A 14760-nucleotide genomic window follows, 5' to 3' on the forward strand; every position below is an offset into this window, starting at 1 on the left:
TTTTGCCTTTTTAGGCGTTCTTTTTGTTTAAAACTTCCAAATTATGCTATAATTGCTTTGCAAATCTGCAGTAGAGCTTCCTCCAAAGGGCTATATTCCTATTCCCTGGCATCCGCCAGCTCGTTATATCCCCAAACCATGATGAGGACAACGAAGCCTGCCAGCAGAGTCAAGAGATTCTGCGAATGACCGATGGACTCAGCCACATGCGTAAGAGCACGGGAGCCGGACAGCAGGAAATCTATCTTCATAGAGAAGAGCCAGCCCTGAATCTGTTCCCAGCCCTGACAAACCACAGCAGCAATCACGCCGACAGCCACACAGGCGGCCGTCCACAAATGCTCCAGTCTACGACGCTTAGCCAATGCCTTCTCCTGCTCAAGATCCGGCAAAGCCTGCATCACCCTGTCAGAGAATCCGTCATCAGGAATCCCTGCCATCCTATTATCAGCAAAGAAAGCCTGCAAGAACTGCTCGTCTGAGGCGTTCAGCGGCTCCATATCCTGACTTTTTATCTTATCATTTATCTTATCGGTCATAACCATTATGCTTTAAGTAACTTGCAAGTTTCTGTTTTCCACGAGAGAGATGCGACTTGATGGTACCTTGTGCCATTCCCGTCACGTCTGCAATCTTATCTATAGAGAGTCCATCCATCAGCTGCAGCGTGATGCATGTCCGTTCGTTATCGCTCAATATCTGTAAGGCTTTCATCAAATCCATCTTCAATCCGCTGTTTCCTCCCTGCGCATTCTGTCGGGAAACTGCCGGCGTATCAATGTCTTGCGTCTCCTTATGACTGCGGGTATAATCATACCATACATTATAGGCGATGCGATAAAGCCAAGTGGAGAAGTTGGCTGTACCCTTGAAGCTTGCCAGATGCGTATAAGCCTTCACAAAGGTATCCTGCGCCAAGTCGTCACTCAGCTGCGCATCCCCCAGCGTCTGCCGTAGGAAGAACCCACGAATGGGTGATTGATACTTCTTGACCAGCAGGTCGAACGACTTGCGGTCGTGAAGTATCACCACCTTCGTGACGAGAGAAATATCGGATAACTTTTCCACTATATATATTAACTAATAATTGTTGTTTGATTCTTACACCGGAGTACCATTATATCCTGTGCCCTGATTGCCATGACGGTTTTTCCACCAGTCCTTGATGGCAGGAAGCGAGCCTATCAGGGTCTGTCCCAATCCATAGATGCCTATCAAGGCTCCGATACCAGCCAGGAAGGAAACATACCAGCATGAGAACATGGCGAACAAGCCAGCTCCCAAAAAGGCATTTCTCAATCCCCGCTTCACCAGATATTCATCACTCTGCTTGTCTATCGGACGGTCGCTTTCCGGAACATTGATGCCCTTCTCCATCGCCATCTCCGCCAACTTCATCCGGTCGTTGTGGCGGCGAATCAGATATCTGATAATCAGAAACACGATGATCAGCGGAGCAAAGACAAACAGCAGACCGAAGATGATACAGAAGATGATGATAACAAACAACGCCCCGCCACCAAATAGCGAACCGATGAAATCGAAAGGATCATCATAGTTCTCCAGACTGTATTTGGAATGATAATCACGGGCATTATCATTGCTGTCATCGTAAACATTATAATCAGCCGTATCCGTATCGGTCGTATCAGAATACGCCTCCAATCCTTCATCCGTTTTATCAGCCGATGCAGGAGTCTTCTTGTCCACCTGCTGTGTGGAAGGTTGATAACGGTGTTTGGGAGCTGAAGATGCCAAAGATAGCTGTGTAGCTCCGATGCTCATGATGAGCGCCAATGTCAATAACGCTTTCTTCATATCTATCAATATTTTTATTGTTTTACCTTGTTATTTATTAAATTTTCTGTCTCTTAGACGCATCCGTTGCCAATTTAGTTGCAAAGAAACGAAAAATTTCTTATTTTTGCAAACAAATTAAAGAATATACGCATAAAATGAAGACATTACCAGAAGATTTCATCAAATATACACAAGAGTTGATGGGCGAAGAATTGTTCCTGCAGCTGAAGCAGGGCATCACCGAGGGAGAAGCTCCTACCAGCATCCGTCTCAATCCTTTCAAGTGCAAGGAGGGAGAAGATGCGCCGGGCGAACCGATTCCATGGTGTCCTTCTACCGGACGGTATTTATCCTCACGTCCCAACTTCACCTTTGACCCTTGGCTCCATGCCGGAAAGTATTATGTGCAGGAAGCTTCATCCATGTTTGTGGACCTGGTGATCCGCCAGCTCGTTCACGAACCCGTGATGATGCTCGATCTCTGTGCTGCTCCAGGCGGAAAGTCAACTGCTCTTCGTGCTGCATTGCCTGAAGGAAGTCTGCTCTTCAGCAACGAACCGATGCGCACCCGCTCGCAGATTCTTGCCGAGAACATCCAGAAGTTCGGTCATCCCGACATGATTGTCACCAACAATTACCCACGTGATTACAAGAAGTCGAAGCTTCAGTTTGACGTCATCCTCACAGATGTGCCGTGTTCGGGCGAAGGTATGTTCCGCAAGGACGATGGTGCCATCGAAGAATGGAGTCTGCAGAATGTGGACAACTGCTGGCATCTGCAACGTGAAATCGTGAGCGATATCTGGAACTGTCTGAAACCGGGCGGTATCCTCATCTACTCCACCTGTACCTTCAATGCCCACGAAGACGAGGAGAACATCGCCTGGATTTGTGAGGAACTGGGTGCAGAGCCAATTGCCTTAACCGGCATTGATGAGAGCTGGAACATCACCGGCAATCTCATCGGTACAGAAATCCCAGTCTATCGTTTCCTCCCTGGCAAGACCCGTGGAGAAGGCATCTTCCTCGCAGCACTCAGAAAAGAGGGTGAAGCGGAAATGGAGAAAGAAGACAAAAAGAAGAAGAAAGACAAGAACAAGGAGAAAGGAAAAAACAGAGGAAACAAGGGAAAGAGTCAGCTGGTTCCTACAGACTGGCTGAAGTCTTCCGACTATGAAACGATAGCCGAAGAGGACAACTTCTATGCCATCCCAAGCCGATGGAAAGCCATCTATGAGGAGGCAGCCAGGAATCTGAAGGTAATACATGCCGGCGTGAAACTGGGAACGAGCAAGGGGAAAGACATCATTCCCGACCAGAGTCTCGCCCTCTCCGTGATGCTCAACAAAGAGGTTTTTCCGCAAGTAGAACTGTCGTACGAAGATGCCATCCGCTACCTGCGCAAGGAGGCAGTCAATCTCCCTGCAGAAACCCCTAAGGGCTATGTGCTGGTTACGTACCGCCAAATGCCTCTGGGATGGGAAAAGAACATCGGAAATCGTGCCAACAACCTCTATCCACAAGAATGGAAGATCAAGAGTACCCATATTCCTGAAGAGCAATTAATAATCAACGATTTATAAACAACAATTAATAAGTATCAGATTATGCTCAGCATCATCGCCTGCATATCCAAAGCAAATAGAGCAATCGGCTATCAGAACCGGTTGCTCTATCATATTCAATCCGATATGACCCGCTTTCGCGAGTTAACTACCGGACATGTCATCATCATGGGCAGAAAGACCTATGAATCACTTCCTAACGGTGCACTCCCCCACCGCCGTAACATCGTAGTTTCCAGGAGCAGGAAAGAACTGCCGAACTGCGAGGTTTACGCATCTTTGGAGGAAGCGCTGGCTGCTGTCACAAATGAAAAAGGAAAAGAGAAAGCAGAAAGAAATAATACCGTCATAGATAAAGAATGCTTTATCATTGGCGGTGAGAGCATTTATTCCCAAGCCCTTCCACTTGCAGACAAGCTCTATCTCACTCTTGTAAACCAGGAACCGTCACATGCCGATACTTTCTTTCCAGCCATCAATCCAAAAGAATGGGAAGTAGCAGAAAAGGAAATGAGGAATGAAAACGACTTATCGTTCACATTCCTCACACTCTATAGAAAGCAATAAAAATTATTCTTCTTCTGTTGCCTCTTCCTCCACAACATCATCAAATCTCTGGATATCTGCCATAGAAAGCTGACGGTTGATAGCCGCATTGAATGAGATGATAGTCTCACTGCGAGACAAGCCCAGAGGCTGCAACTTATCATGAATGATTTCCAGGAGATGGTGGTTGTTGATGGCATAAATCTTGATAAACATATCAAAGCCACCTGTCGTATAATGACATTCTACCACCTCAGGAATCTTCTTGAGTTCTTCTACCACTTGGTCGAACTTCTCAGGTTCCTTCAGGTACAATCCCATGTAAGCACAGGTTTCATAACCAATCTTTTCCGGATCTATAATAAACTGCGAACCCTTGATAATGCCTAGGTTTGACAGTTTAGCTACACGCTGATGAATAGCTGCACCGCTCACATTGCAAGCGCGTGCTACTTCCAAAAATGGAATACGGGCATCTTGAGAAATCAACTTCAAAATCTGCCTGTCTAATGAATCTAATATTTGTTTTGCCATATCTTCTGTTAATTTGCTTGCAAAGATAGTACAAAATTTTAATAACAGCAACTTTTCTGAATAAAAAAATAATAAATTAATATTATTTTTCCTTTCAGGTCGCATTATTGACCTTTTTCAACAGCAGAATAGCTGATTTTGATGGCTTTTGCCTGTCTCAAAGCCTGCTTCACATCTGTGATGACTCCCATCTTGGTATCCTTATCTGCCTTGATGGAAACAGTCATCAACCGCTGGTCTTCTGCCGACATGCGCTTCTTCTCTGCTGCCATATAGTCCATCACCTCCGGGGCAGTAGCCAGCTTGTCATTCAGCTGAATCTGCGTTTCCTTGCCATATTTACCCTGCAAATCCTTGGTTGGTTTGCCGATATAGATATGGCTTACTGCCGACTTTTTGGTCAATCGGGTCAGATTCTTGCCCTGTGGCACTCTGCATTCCACCTTCAGGGTCACCTGACGCATGTGGGTAACAATCATGAAGAAGAAGAGTACGGAGAATATCAGGTCTGGCAGAGATGATGTATTCAGTTCAGGCACATCGTGCGATTTCTTGCAGAAACGAATCATGGTTTACCTCCTTTCTCCTCCTGCTCCTCAGCATGGGCGTCGATGCTCTTATCCTGTTGAGTCATAGCGTTGGCATACGACTCCGTGATACGCTGAGGACTGATTTTACGTATCTTTTCCTTCTGCTCATTGGTCAGCAGAGCATAGTTTCTATGATATTTCTTCTGAGCTGCTTCATTACGCAGCTGGTCATAAGCCTCCATCAGCTGGTTTTGCATCTGAAAATAGAGATTGTAATCTGCATCACGGTCGCTCTCGATAGAGATGAGATGCTTCTTCCCCAGGCGATGCACAAAGCGGACGGTTTCTTCCTTGAGCAGAGCCACCTTCATCGGCTTGTCGTTTACCAGCAAGGTATCGCCCGCAGTCAGATGAATGGCCATCAGGTTATTCTTGTCAACCACCGACTCCTGCCGTTCCTTTTTCTGAGGTTCCGGTGAAGGAAGTTGGCGCAATAATCCCTTATCCACATCCATCGATGTGGTGACAAGGAAGAATATCAGCAGCATAAACGAAATGTCGGCTGTGGAAGTGGTATTCAACCCCGGGGTTTCATGACTTTTCCTTCTTATCAGCATTTTGCTTTTGTCTTATAGAACCTAAAATCTTTATCAATTATCAGTCAATTACTTCTTCTTTCTGATATATCGGGTTCCGCCAAAGCAGACGGCACCGATGCCTGCCAGCAGCATCAGAAGCGATGTGACGACAAACATGTCAGAGAGTTTGAGCCAAATCCAGTCGGCATAGTTTTCACCATTGATGAGCATCGGGTCGGAACCTCCCAACAGGAAGGTAACAACCAGGATTGCCAGCAGGGAAAGCCATGTGATGCGGAAGATGCGGCGCACGGGCACTCCATTCACCACTGCCTCCGATTTCGTTGTGCGATAACCCTTAATCATCGAATAGACTGCCAAGCCCACTCCTCCAAGCAGAAATAGCCACATCAGGACGATGAGCACATCCGTAAACAGAGGCGCATTGAAGTCTGGGTTCTCTACGAAAGGCATATCATAGCCCACCAGAAAGAACAATCCGAATACTAGCACCGCCAAGCCTATCAAAAGATAGAAAATGCGCTGAGAGATATTCTCCGATGACTTGTTACTTTGAACTTTGAACATTTCTCTATTCGTTTATTTATTCTTGGCAATAATATCCATTAAAGTTACAGCCGATTCCTCCATCTGGCTAGTAAGATGCTCCACCTTCGAAAGGATGTAGTTATAGAAGACCATGAGAATCAAGGCTACGATGATACCGAAGATAGTAGTAATCAGCGCTACCTTCATACCCGATGCCACGATGGTAGGGCTGATGTCTCCCGCCTGCTGAATCTGATCGAACGCCATCACCATACCAATCACCGTTCCCAGGAATCCAAGAGATGGAGCCATGGCAATGAAGAGCTTGATCCAGGAGCATCCCTTCTCGAGATTAGCCGCCTGCACCGTGCCATAACCGCTCACGGAGCGCTCAATATCATCCAGCTTCTCATCAATATGCATCAATCCCTGAAAGCAGATAGAAGCCACAGGTCCACGGGTATTGCGACAGAGGTCCTTAGCCCCTTCCACATCTCCCGCAGTCACCTTCTGGTCAATGTCCTGCATCAACTTCTTGGCATTGATTTCAGAAAGACTGAGATAGATGATTCGCTCGATACAGAAAGCCAATCCCACGATGAGTGCGATGGCAACGAGCGACATAAAGCCAGCGTTACCCTCAATGAATTTCGTTTTAAGAGCTTGATGAAATCCCATGTTCTCCTCCTGTGCCATCATAGGCAGAGAACACATTGCTGTGAAAACTAATATTGCGAAACGCGCAATAGATGTATTTTTCTTCATAATCATATATACCTTATTATATATATAAAAGCGGAAAGAGGGGGATTCGAACCCCCGATTCCCTTTAGGGGAATACACGCTTTCCAGGCGTGAACCCTCAATCCGTAATCGTTTATTTTTCAACACTTTACAAAACAGCCCTTCCAGAACTGCACGCATTTTGCACGCAAGCCCCGTTTTTAACACTCGCAGATACGCAATCACGCTCCAGGAAAGCACCCTCACCAAGGAGGAGCCAGCGAGCGGAAACGCCATAATCACGAACCAGATAGGTGAGCCAGGACAGCTGGAACAAATCACGAGACGGATCCTTCTCGCAGCTGTTCATGTTCCACCGATTAATACCATAGCGGTCGGTGAAGGTTTTCTTTCCACGAATCACACGCTGCTCCTTCAGCAGACGAAGAGCCAGGAAGAACCGACAGGCGACCTTGACAGATTCAACACTTTGCATAACCCAAACATTTAATCATTCAAAAACATCACCCTCATCTTCATCGTCGCCATAGACATCACCAGCATAGATAGCCTTTTCTACTTTATCCCAAACCTCCTTCTTTTCGGGAAGTTCAGAACGAAGGACAGACAACGCATTATAGCGAGGGCTTACCAACGACGGATCACCATCCTGCCCTGTCGCAATAAGCGCAAGGCTATCAAGCTCCGCATCCTTATATTCACGAGCCATCTGCTTTTCAATCCACTTCTGGCGAATAGCCTCCTCGGAGTTCCTGGAGGTGCAAGACCAAAGCGAGGAAAAGACAAACAGCACAAATAAGACCTTTTTCATAATTTACCTTTTTTATTTAGCAGCTCAGCCTTTGCCAGCCTGTTCTCCAGGCGAACGAAAGGAGAGTCATAGCAACACCCATCAAACCGATGAGAAAGCCCCAACTTTACAACACGAACCTCATCATCATAGCGTTTCAATTTCCGATAAAGGACTGCAAGACGCTCTATAGAATAGAGGTAGGAATTTATACGGAGCAAAGGAGAAGCCTCCCCATAGGCAACGCATTGTTCATAAGCAGACACAGCAGCAGGAAAGTCCTTCATTTTTTCAAACGAAATACCTTTGTTTTGAAAACCCATCGCAACCGAGAACGCCTCATCAAATTTGCGATTTTCCTCACGAAGGCGAGCCAAACCTTCCTGCGCTTCCTTTATCATTTGGTCATAAAGAGCCATTTCTGCATCAAACAGCATAAGCAACTCATTTATTAGACAACACCTTCACAAGAGATAGAAGCTCGTCCACTTGCGCCTGTGCCTTTTCCGTTAAACGACGCTGAGCCGCAAGTTCGTCGAAGGCACGAAGAAGAGCATCTGAATTATTCACATTGTTCCCGACACCAGCAACAGCAGTTCCACCTCCTGCATTGGCGTCATTAGAGCCAGGAATGGATGAGCCACCATAGAAGAGAGACACATCGCAGCCTATGGCACGAGCGACGTCTTCAAGCAATCCACTCTTAACGTCAGCAGCCTTCAATTGAGAATGAAGACGCTGATCATTGTCATACCCTAATTTTGTAGCAAGCTCGGCAAGATTAACCCCCAAGCTGCGAAGTTTTTCTTTTACTGACTTTCCGTCCATAACCAACACTTTTGTTTGCATTAAGTTTTATTAACAAAGAAAACCAACATTTTTCTTGGTAATACCAATAGAATTGTTTATCTTTGCACCCGAAAAACGTTAGCAATAACGTTACAACGCACAAAAGTAAACAAAAAAGTTGAAATAACAAAATAAAAAGGAGAAAAAATGACAGAGATTGATTTGATGACTCCAATGGAGAGGAAGAGAAAGGAGCGCAACGAGGCAATCATCGCAGAGTTCAAGGAGCTCGCACCAAAGCTCACAGCGCAGGGAATGAAGCCATACCGCATACTGCGAGCATTGGCTGAGAAGCACGGAATCACCACCAGCGGTGTCCGTTTCATTCTGGTCGAGGCAGGCGTTTACGAGACTGCCGAGAAAGTAAGTAAATCACATTAACAAAAAAAGACAGGAGGCAAGACATGAAAAAGATTGAAAGAGGAATCATGTGGGCAGCAGCGATATCAGCCCTGGTTCTAGGAATCACGCAGACAGCGACCGCCATCATCCGAGGCGAATGGTTCATGGCTTTTGTTTTTGCGGTGTTCATCGCAATAAGCAAAGGGATGATGGAAGCCCTGGACGCTAAGAAGAGAAAGGAGGTATCCGATGACGGAGACGCAGCCTAACATCAACCCAGCAGGACGGTACACCATCGCCAAGACCTGCGAGATTCTGCAAATCAACCGCACCACCCTGCACCGCCACACCAAGAAGGGTCACATCAAGGTTTACTACCGCAAGAGTACGAACCGACCATTCTACAAGGGGCTGGACATTTTGAAATTTTGGCAGATTGCCATATAACATAAGTTTAACGTTTAGATTGAAGAAATTATGGGATTATTTAGTAACAACGAGACAGAAGAGAAGAACGAGTTCGGATTCATCGGAGCTTCAGAGTGGATAAACGAACAGGCTAAGACAGCAAAAGCCTTCAACGAGGAGGACGACAAGATGGCTGGGCAGGACAAGTCAAAGCAGGCTCGCCTCTTCATAGCCATCGAAGACGACGGCAAGACAGACAGCGTAGCGATGGCTATCAAGACGAACGACCCGAGACTTTTAACCAGAGCACTCTATAAGATAGGACAGAAGGACGAGACATTCGCCAAGTTCCTCAAGCTGGCAGCAGCAAAGCTCGGTTTCATGGAGAAATTGGAGCATGACAATGAGATGACAGCAGGCTCGAAAGAATTAATGAAACACTTGATAGAAATCATTTAATACAGCAACATGAGAATAGAATTCAAAACCATCACCATTAAGAACTTCAAGGGAGTTCTTGGCGAGAGAACAATCAACTTCAACCCAACGCTCACCCAGATCATGGGAGCGAACCACGCAGGCAAGACAACCATCGTGGATGCAGTACGCTGGGTATTGTTCGACAAGAACAGCGAAGGAATGCAGGTCTTCGGCATTGACCCGAAAGACGAGAACGGACAGGTTATCCACCACCTCGACAATACCGTAGTGCTGGAATTGACAGCAGACGGAAAAGACTACAAGCTCGAAAAGGTAAGAACAGAGACCTGGACGAAGCCACGCAAGCAGGAGGAGGCAGTGATGAAGGGACACACCACCAAGTTCTTTGTCAACGAAGACAAGTACACCGCAAAGGACTATGCGGCATTCATTGACAGCCTCTGCAAGGAGGAGCTTTTCAAGATGCTGACAATGCCTTCATACTTCCCGAACCTTCCAGCAGAGAGCCAGCGCAAGCTGCTGATTAAGATGGTCGGCAACACCAGCGACGAAGATATCGCAGGCGACAACGAGGACTTCAAGGCATTACTTACGACCCTGGCAGGAACGGACATTCAGAAGTATCGAGAGCAGCTCCGATACAAGATTTCCGAGCTGAAGAAGGAAATCGAGCAAATACCAAGCCGCATCAACGAGAACACAGAGGAGCTGAAGAAGCTGGAGAAAGACAAGCCGAACTTCGAGCTGACAAGAAAGAGAGTCAAGGAAATCGAGAAAGGCATCGAGAACATCGACAAGGAGCTCACTGACTTAAGCCGCACCGTAGATTCCGACTTCAACGAGCGCACAAAGGAGCGCACCGAGATAAACAAGCTCAAGCAGCGCATGCAGGATATCATACAGAGCTACCAGGATAAGAACACGGCAGAAGAGCGCAAGCACAAGAAAGCCATCGACGATGCAAAATACGAGCTCGAGGTGACAGACAGATCCATCCGCAACGCCAAGGCTGCGGTCGAGGATGCGGAAGCGCAGCTCAACAAGATAGCCATCGCAAGCGAAGACTTCAAGAGCCGCTGGAATAAGCTCGACCAAACCACATTTGCATGGGACGACAACCAGGAGGTCTGCCCTACCTGCCACCAACGCCTCCAACAGGAAGACATCGACCGCATGAAGGCAGAGATGGAGGGTAACTTCAACGACAACAAGAGCAAGCAGTTCGATGCAATGTACGAAGAGGCAGCCCGAATTAAAAAGCGCAAAGCTGACGCAGAGGCAACCATCAAGACCGCCAAGGACAACCAGGTAAAGCTGAATCAGCAGCGCACGGAGCAGGAAGAAGCCCTGAAGAAGGCGCAGGAAGCTCAGCCGAACCTCGTCTATCACACGGACGATGAGGAATACCAGCAGCTGCAGATGGACGTGAACACAAGAACAGCAGCCCTTGAAGCAAGAACCGCTGAAGAGACAAGCGATACCAGAGTGCAGCAGGAAGCCAACCTCAAACAACGCAAGGCTGAGCAGAACCGACTCCGAGACGAGCTCCGAGATGAGCTGGCGAAGGAACAGCGCATCACCGACAAGCAGAACCGCATCAAGGAGCTGGAGGACAGACAGAAGAACTTGAACCAGCAGCTAACAGACCTGGAGAAGCAGGACTACACAGCCGAGCAGTTCACCATCGCCAAGATTACAGACCTGCAGACAAAGGTCAACAAGCTCTTCACGAACGTTCAATTCCAGATGTTCGAGCCATTCATTACAACGGAGGGAATCAAGACGACATGCGAATGCACCATGCACGGCACGCCTTACAGAGACCTCTCGACCAGCGAGAAGATAAATGCAGGAATCGACATCATCAACGCAGCCTGCCGATTCAACGACATCTACGCACCTTTGCTCATTGACAACGCAGAGAGCATCACGGACATCTTGCCGACAAGAAGCCAGAAGATTATCCTCATCGTTTCACGAGACAAGGAGCTAACGATAATTCAGTAACAATTTTAAAAAAAGTGATTATGACACAAACACCTCAACAGGGAGGACAGCAGCCGCAGACGCAGCTCACCTCACAGAACGCAACCGCTTTAAAGCGCATGCAGGAAGAGACAACGCAACAGATTATGGAAAGAGTAACAGGCTGGCAAGAGACAGGCGAGGTCGTCCTGCCAAAGGGCTACCACGTAGGCAACGCCATCAAACTAGCCTGGCTTTACCTTCAGACGGTAGAGAACCTGCAACACCAGAAGGCAATCGACTACTGCACAAAGGACAGCATTTGCAACGCCCTCTTGAACATGGTCATCAACGGAGAATACCCACAGAAGCATTGCTACTTCATCATGTACGGCAACCGCCTCGAATGGCAGGAGCGATACCTGGGTAAGCTCATGCGAGCAAAGCGAGACACAGAAATCGGGAAGGTCAACGCCCAGGTCATCTACGAAGGAGACGAGTTCGTCTACACCATCGACGAGAACGGAGAGAAGCAGCTGGTCAAGCATGTGCCGAACCTTGCCAACATCGACAACACCAAGATTCTCGCAGCCTACGCAGTGGTCATCAACAAGGACGGCACACGCCACATCGAGGTGATGACAAGAACGCAGATTCAGAAGGCATGGGAACAGGGAGCCATGAAGGGCAAGAGCGGAGCACATACCAACTTCACCGACCAGATGTGCATGAAGACCGTCATCCAGCGAGCCTGCAAGATTGCCCTCGACAGCACCGCTGACCCAGGCGATGACGACGACCAAAACCACTACGACGAAGCGACAGCAGAGCGAGAGGCTGCACAAGGCAGACAGGCTATCGATGCAGAAGCGGTGGAGGTCAAGGACGAACAGGTAGCCGCACCAGCTCCGAAGGGACTCGAAGCTAACGCAAGCTACATCGACATGAGCAATACACAGCAGCCAGCAGCAGAACCTGCTCCTGCTGCCAACGCAAACGCAGGGACAGGAGCCAGCAGAGCCTGCCCATTGCCATAAACATAGGAGGGAAGAGCGATGAAGATGACAATCCTCGGAAGCAGCAGCAAGGGAAACTGCTACGTCTTGCAGAACGACAGCGAAGCCCTGATCATCGAGGCAGGCATGAGCCTCGCAGAGGTCAAGAAGGCACTCGGATGGGACATCGCAAAGGTGAAAGTTTGCATAATCTCACACCAGCACAACGACCACGCAGGACACGCAGCCGAATACGAGAAGGCAGGAATACCGCTGCTGGCTCTCCCCTCCGTTATTGAAGCCAAGAACCTGGAAGCAACCACAACCACCGCCATCAAGGATGGGTGCGGTTACATTTACGGAGGCTTTAGAATTTTGCCATTCAAGGTGAAGCACGACGTACCATGCGTAGGATACCTCATCGAGCACCAGGAGACAGGACGCATCCTGTTCTTCACGGACACCTACGCAATGCCTTACGATTTCCCGAACATCACCCACTTCATGGCAGAAGCTAACTACAGCGACGAGATTCTCGACCACAACGTCCTCGAAGGCTACATACCAGCAGCACTCCGAAGAAGAGTTATCACCAGCCACATGAGCATCGACAACACCATAGGAATCTTGAAGCGACACGACCTCACCAAAACGAAGGACATCCTCCTAATCCACCTTTCAGATGGAAACAGCAACGAGAAGGAGTTCATCACCAAGGTGCGGAGAGCGACAGGTAAGACAACGAGAGCTGCCAGCCCAGGAATGGAGCTGGACTTCGATAAAGGATTTATTGACATTTAAATTTTACAACATGGCAGAAAAAAAGAAGAAGAAATCAAAATCGTAGAGCCAGGACGAGAGAACGACAAGCTCACGAAAATGGCAGAAGGCGTCTACAAGACAGTCAACGAATACCACGATAAGAACGAGCTGCACTGCTTAGTTCTCATGGCAGACAAGACAGGAGGCGCATCCTTCATCATCGGAGACGAAAAGATGATAGCCAAAGAGTTCAAGGAGCTCACAGGATATCACGAAGCATTCAAAAAAGTTTTAAACTTGATAAAGAAGTAACAACATGGAAAAAGAAGTAATTCAAGTAGAGATCCCAGCAGGCAAGAAAGCCGCATGGGTGGATGGTTTCCTCAAGCTCGTAGATGCAGAAGAGGAACAGAAGAAGGACGAACGTCCTATCACGGAGAGAGTGAAGACATTCGAGGATGCCTGCAAGGAGCTGGGCGAAGACCACAAGCTGGTACAGCAGTTCAAGGCAATCCAGGAAGCCATAGCAGAAGACAAGGAAGCCACGGCATACTTCAAGCTGGGCATCATTACTGCAGCACTCAACGAGGGATGGGAGCCAGACTTCACCAACGATGACGAATACAGATACTACCCTTACCTTTGCCTCTGGACGAAAGAAGAGCTGGAGGACAAGGACGAAGCATGGAAGGACGACCATAACCTCCAGCTGTGGCTTGGTGGCGGCACCTCGAGCATCGGTGCGCTTTGCGGTCTCGCTGCTGCGAACTCGAACTTCGCCTGGTCGGCTGCGACTGCGTACTTCTCGGCTCGGCTTGCACACAAGACAGAGAAGCTGGCAATTTACAGCGGAAAGCAATTCACGGAGTTATGGACAAATTACGCAACAGGAAAGGAGGCAACATCATGGAGAAATATCTAGGACTTGAATACGAAGACCTTGCAGAGCGTGAGCAATTCATCAAGGACAACGCAGACAGCATCGAGAACATGGGCTACACAAAGCCTATTCCAAGCGATCAGATAGAGAAATTGAAGGAAACCCTGGCAGATGCCAGCATCAAGAAGCTGGAGCAGGAAGAGGCGAAGAAGGCAGCCGTCCAGATGTACAACGAGGAAATCAAGGGCTACAAGCTCACCATCAAGGACGCAGCCGACAAGCTCAAGAGCAAATCGACATACGTAAAGGAGCCTTGCTACAAGATCATCGACCAGCAGACAAGACAGGTCGGCTACTACACCAAGGAGGGTACGCTGGTCTACCAGCGAGCAGCACGCCACGATGAGCTGCAGCCTAACATTTTCAAGTTCAATCCTGCCAAGACAGGAACCGACGACAAGTAACATAAGTTTCACATAAAA

General features: G+C 48.0%; 24 protein-coding genes and 1 tRNA gene. 12 read left to right on the forward strand and 13 right to left on the reverse strand.

The annotated features are described in order from the left end of the window. Window positions 1-98: 98 nt before the first annotated feature. Genes F7D73_RS09715 through F7D73_RS09725 form a run of 3 tightly spaced genes read right to left on the reverse strand, consistent with a single transcriptional unit; the run spans window position 99 to window position 1818 of the window. The gene (locus F7D73_RS09715) at window positions 99-539 is read right to left on the reverse strand and encodes a DUF5056 domain-containing protein (protein WP_194256890.1); all 441 of its coding nucleotides are present in this window, start codon (window positions 537-539) and stop codon (window positions 99-101) included. Further along, window positions 529-1068, reverse strand: coding sequence for an RNA polymerase sigma factor (locus F7D73_RS09720; protein ID WP_295420322.1), 540 nt, complete (start codon window positions 1066-1068; stop codon window positions 529-531). Before F7D73_RS09720 ends, F7D73_RS09715 begins: the two co-directional genes overlap by 11 nt. A 33-nt stretch (window positions 1069-1101) precedes the next feature. Beyond that, complete coding sequence (locus tag F7D73_RS09725; protein ID WP_153124277.1) at window positions 1102-1818, reverse strand: DUF6249 domain-containing protein; 717 nt, start codon at window positions 1816-1818, stop codon at window positions 1102-1104. 137 nt (window positions 1819-1955) lie between these two features. On the opposite strand from F7D73_RS09725, the gene F7D73_RS09730 reads away from it, so the two are divergent. Both F7D73_RS09730 and F7D73_RS09735 read left to right on the forward strand, forming a co-directional pair. Beyond that, window positions 1956-3383, forward strand: a complete 1428-nt coding sequence (locus F7D73_RS09730; protein WP_153124279.1) for a methyltransferase RsmF C-terminal domain-like protein — start codon at window positions 1956-1958, stop codon at window positions 3381-3383. A gap of 24 nt (window positions 3384-3407) precedes the next feature. Next, complete coding sequence (locus tag F7D73_RS09735; protein WP_153124281.1) at window positions 3408-3932, forward strand: dihydrofolate reductase; 525 nt, start codon at window positions 3408-3410, stop codon at window positions 3930-3932. Between the two features lie 3 nt (window positions 3933-3935). Here F7D73_RS09735 and F7D73_RS09740 read toward each other — a convergent pair whose 3' ends face one another. From F7D73_RS09740 to F7D73_RS09785, 10 genes are all read right to left on the reverse strand, one after another. Beyond that, window positions 3936-4445: an Lrp/AsnC family transcriptional regulator gene (locus tag F7D73_RS09740; protein WP_153124283.1), complete on the reverse strand. Its 510-nt coding sequence runs from the start codon at window positions 4443-4445 to the stop codon at window positions 3936-3938. Window positions 4446-4549: 104 nt separating this feature from the next. Beyond that, window positions 4550-5014: an ExbD/TolR family protein gene (locus F7D73_RS09745; protein WP_153124286.1), complete on the reverse strand. Its 465-nt coding sequence runs from the start codon at window positions 5012-5014 to the stop codon at window positions 4550-4552. Then, window positions 5011-5592: an ExbD/TolR family protein gene (locus F7D73_RS09750; protein WP_153124288.1), complete on the reverse strand. Its 582-nt coding sequence runs from the start codon at window positions 5590-5592 to the stop codon at window positions 5011-5013. Before F7D73_RS09750 ends, F7D73_RS09745 begins: the two co-directional genes overlap by 4 nt. 48 nt (window positions 5593-5640) lie before the next feature. Beyond that, the gene (locus tag F7D73_RS09755; RefSeq protein ID WP_153124290.1) at window positions 5641-6141 is read right to left on the reverse strand and encodes a hypothetical protein; all 501 of its coding nucleotides are present in this window, start codon (window positions 6139-6141) and stop codon (window positions 5641-5643) included. Between the two features lie 12 nt (window positions 6142-6153). Beyond that, complete coding sequence (locus tag F7D73_RS09760) at window positions 6154-6816, reverse strand: MotA/TolQ/ExbB proton channel family protein (protein WP_194256902.1); 663 nt, start codon at window positions 6814-6816, stop codon at window positions 6154-6156. Between the two features lie 82 nt (window positions 6817-6898). Then, a tRNA-Ser gene (locus F7D73_RS09765) sits at window positions 6899-7012 on the reverse strand. After that, window positions 6995-7321 (reverse strand): hypothetical protein, encoded by a 327-nt coding sequence (locus F7D73_RS09770; RefSeq protein ID WP_194256891.1) that lies wholly within the window; start codon window positions 7319-7321, stop codon window positions 6995-6997. Before F7D73_RS09770 ends, F7D73_RS09765 begins: the two co-directional genes overlap by 18 nt. Window positions 7322-7336: 15 nt before the next feature. Next, window positions 7337-7657 (reverse strand): hypothetical protein, encoded by a 321-nt coding sequence (locus F7D73_RS09775; protein WP_153124294.1) that lies wholly within the window; start codon window positions 7655-7657, stop codon window positions 7337-7339. Then, window positions 7654-8073, reverse strand: a complete 420-nt coding sequence (locus F7D73_RS09780; protein WP_153124296.1) for a hypothetical protein — start codon at window positions 8071-8073, stop codon at window positions 7654-7656. Before F7D73_RS09780 ends, F7D73_RS09775 begins: the two co-directional genes overlap by 4 nt. A 7-nt stretch (window positions 8074-8080) precedes the next feature. Further along, window positions 8081-8428, reverse strand: coding sequence for a hypothetical protein (locus F7D73_RS09785; protein ID WP_153124297.1), 348 nt, complete (start codon window positions 8426-8428; stop codon window positions 8081-8083). A 204-nt stretch (window positions 8429-8632) separates the two neighbouring features. On the opposite strand from F7D73_RS09785, the gene F7D73_RS09790 reads away from it, so the two are divergent. From F7D73_RS09790 to F7D73_RS09835, 10 genes are all read left to right on the forward strand, one after another. Then, entirely contained in the window at window positions 8633-8866 is a 234-nt protein-coding gene (locus tag F7D73_RS09790) for a hypothetical protein (RefSeq protein ID WP_153081937.1), read from the forward strand. A 23-nt stretch (window positions 8867-8889) separates the two neighbouring features. After that, the gene (locus tag F7D73_RS09795) at window positions 8890-9096 is read left to right on the forward strand and encodes a hypothetical protein (RefSeq protein WP_153124299.1); all 207 of its coding nucleotides are present in this window, start codon (window positions 8890-8892) and stop codon (window positions 9094-9096) included. Then, on the forward strand, window positions 9077-9274 hold the full coding sequence (locus F7D73_RS09800) for a DNA-binding protein (RefSeq protein ID WP_153081935.1): 198 nt from the start codon (window positions 9077-9079) through the stop codon (window positions 9272-9274). The genes F7D73_RS09795 and F7D73_RS09800 overlap by 20 nt, the downstream gene beginning before the upstream one ends. Before the next feature lie 30 nt (window positions 9275-9304). Continuing rightward, window positions 9305-9694 carry a hypothetical protein gene (locus tag F7D73_RS09805; RefSeq protein ID WP_153124300.1) on the forward strand — a complete coding sequence of 130 codons (390 nt, stop codon included), beginning with the start codon at window positions 9305-9307 and terminating at the stop codon, window positions 9692-9694. A gap of 9 nt (window positions 9695-9703) precedes the next feature. Continuing rightward, window positions 9704-11683 carry an AAA family ATPase gene (locus F7D73_RS09810; RefSeq protein ID WP_153124302.1) on the forward strand — a complete coding sequence of 660 codons (1980 nt, stop codon included), beginning with the start codon at window positions 9704-9706 and terminating at the stop codon, window positions 11681-11683. 20 nt (window positions 11684-11703) lie between these two features. Continuing rightward, window positions 11704-12678, forward strand: a complete 975-nt coding sequence (locus F7D73_RS09815) for a RecT family recombinase (RefSeq protein ID WP_153124304.1) — start codon at window positions 11704-11706, stop codon at window positions 12676-12678. Between the two features lie 18 nt (window positions 12679-12696). Continuing rightward, complete coding sequence (locus F7D73_RS09820; RefSeq protein ID WP_153081931.1) at window positions 12697-13437, forward strand: MBL fold metallo-hydrolase; 741 nt, start codon at window positions 12697-12699, stop codon at window positions 13435-13437. A 78-nt stretch (window positions 13438-13515) separates the two neighbouring features. Next, window positions 13516-13710 (forward strand): hypothetical protein, encoded by a 195-nt coding sequence (locus tag F7D73_RS09825; RefSeq protein ID WP_153124306.1) that lies wholly within the window; start codon window positions 13516-13518, stop codon window positions 13708-13710. 4 nt (window positions 13711-13714) lie between these two features. Next, window positions 13715-14320, forward strand: a complete 606-nt coding sequence (locus tag F7D73_RS09830) for a hypothetical protein (protein ID WP_153124308.1) — start codon at window positions 13715-13717, stop codon at window positions 14318-14320. Next, on the forward strand, window positions 14305-14742 hold the full coding sequence (locus F7D73_RS09835; protein ID WP_153124310.1) for a hypothetical protein: 438 nt from the start codon (window positions 14305-14307) through the stop codon (window positions 14740-14742). The genes F7D73_RS09830 and F7D73_RS09835 overlap by 16 nt, the downstream gene beginning before the upstream one ends. Window positions 14743-14760 lie beyond the last annotated feature (18 nt).

The organism is Segatella copri (assembly GCF_009494395.1).
In the GTDB taxonomy this organism is placed as follows: Bacteria; Bacteroidota; Bacteroidia; order Bacteroidales; family Bacteroidaceae; genus Prevotella.

Coding starts and splice junctions, on each gene's coding strand:
- F7D73_RS09715 (WP_194256890.1), bottom strand. CDS start 539: ATGACCGATAAGATAAATGATAAGATAAAAAGTCAGGATATGGAGCCG.
- F7D73_RS09725 (WP_153124277.1), bottom strand. CDS start 1,818: ATGAAGAAAGCGTTATTGACATTGGCGCTCATCATGAGCATCGGAGCT.
- F7D73_RS09730 (WP_153124279.1), top strand. CDS start 1,956: ATGAAGACATTACCAGAAGATTTCATCAAATATACACAAGAGTTGATG.
- F7D73_RS09735 (WP_153124281.1), top strand. CDS start 3,408: ATGCTCAGCATCATCGCCTGCATATCCAAAGCAAATAGAGCAATCGGC.
- F7D73_RS09740 (WP_153124283.1), bottom strand. CDS start 4,445: ATGGCAAAACAAATATTAGATTCATTAGACAGGCAGATTTTGAAGTTG.
- F7D73_RS09745 (WP_153124286.1), bottom strand. CDS start 5,014: ATGATTCGTTTCTGCAAGAAATCGCACGATGTGCCTGAACTGAATACA.
- F7D73_RS09750 (WP_153124288.1), bottom strand. CDS start 5,592: ATGCTGATAAGAAGGAAAAGTCATGAAACCCCGGGGTTGAATACCACT.
- F7D73_RS09755 (WP_153124290.1), bottom strand. CDS start 6,141: ATGTTCAAAGTTCAAAGTAACAAGTCATCGGAGAATATCTCTCAGCGC.
- F7D73_RS09760 (WP_194256902.1), bottom strand. CDS start 6,816: ATGTGTTCTCTGCCTATGATGGCACAGGAGGAGAACATGGGATTTCAT.
- F7D73_RS09770 (WP_194256891.1), bottom strand. CDS start 7,321: ATGCAAAGTGTTGAATCTGTCAAGGTCGCCTGTCGGTTCTTCCTGGCT.
- F7D73_RS09775 (WP_153124294.1), bottom strand. CDS start 7,657: ATGAAAAAGGTCTTATTTGTGCTGTTTGTCTTTTCCTCGCTTTGGTCT.
- F7D73_RS09780 (WP_153124296.1), bottom strand. CDS start 8,073: ATGCTGTTTGATGCAGAAATGGCTCTTTATGACCAAATGATAAAGGAA.
- F7D73_RS09790 (WP_153081937.1), top strand. CDS start 8,633: ATGACAGAGATTGATTTGATGACTCCAATGGAGAGGAAGAGAAAGGAG.
- F7D73_RS09795 (WP_153124299.1), top strand. CDS start 8,890: ATGAAAAAGATTGAAAGAGGAATCATGTGGGCAGCAGCGATATCAGCC.
- F7D73_RS09800 (WP_153081935.1), top strand. CDS start 9,077: ATGACGGAGACGCAGCCTAACATCAACCCAGCAGGACGGTACACCATC.
- F7D73_RS09805 (WP_153124300.1), top strand. CDS start 9,305: ATGGGATTATTTAGTAACAACGAGACAGAAGAGAAGAACGAGTTCGGA.
- F7D73_RS09810 (WP_153124302.1), top strand. CDS start 9,704: ATGAGAATAGAATTCAAAACCATCACCATTAAGAACTTCAAGGGAGTT.
- F7D73_RS09815 (WP_153124304.1), top strand. CDS start 11,704: ATGACACAAACACCTCAACAGGGAGGACAGCAGCCGCAGACGCAGCTC.
- F7D73_RS09820 (WP_153081931.1), top strand. CDS start 12,697: ATGAAGATGACAATCCTCGGAAGCAGCAGCAAGGGAAACTGCTACGTC.
- F7D73_RS09825 (WP_153124306.1), top strand. CDS start 13,516: ATGGCAGAAGGCGTCTACAAGACAGTCAACGAATACCACGATAAGAAC.
- F7D73_RS09830 (WP_153124308.1), top strand. CDS start 13,715: ATGGAAAAAGAAGTAATTCAAGTAGAGATCCCAGCAGGCAAGAAAGCC.
- F7D73_RS09835 (WP_153124310.1), top strand. CDS start 14,305: ATGGAGAAATATCTAGGACTTGAATACGAAGACCTTGCAGAGCGTGAG.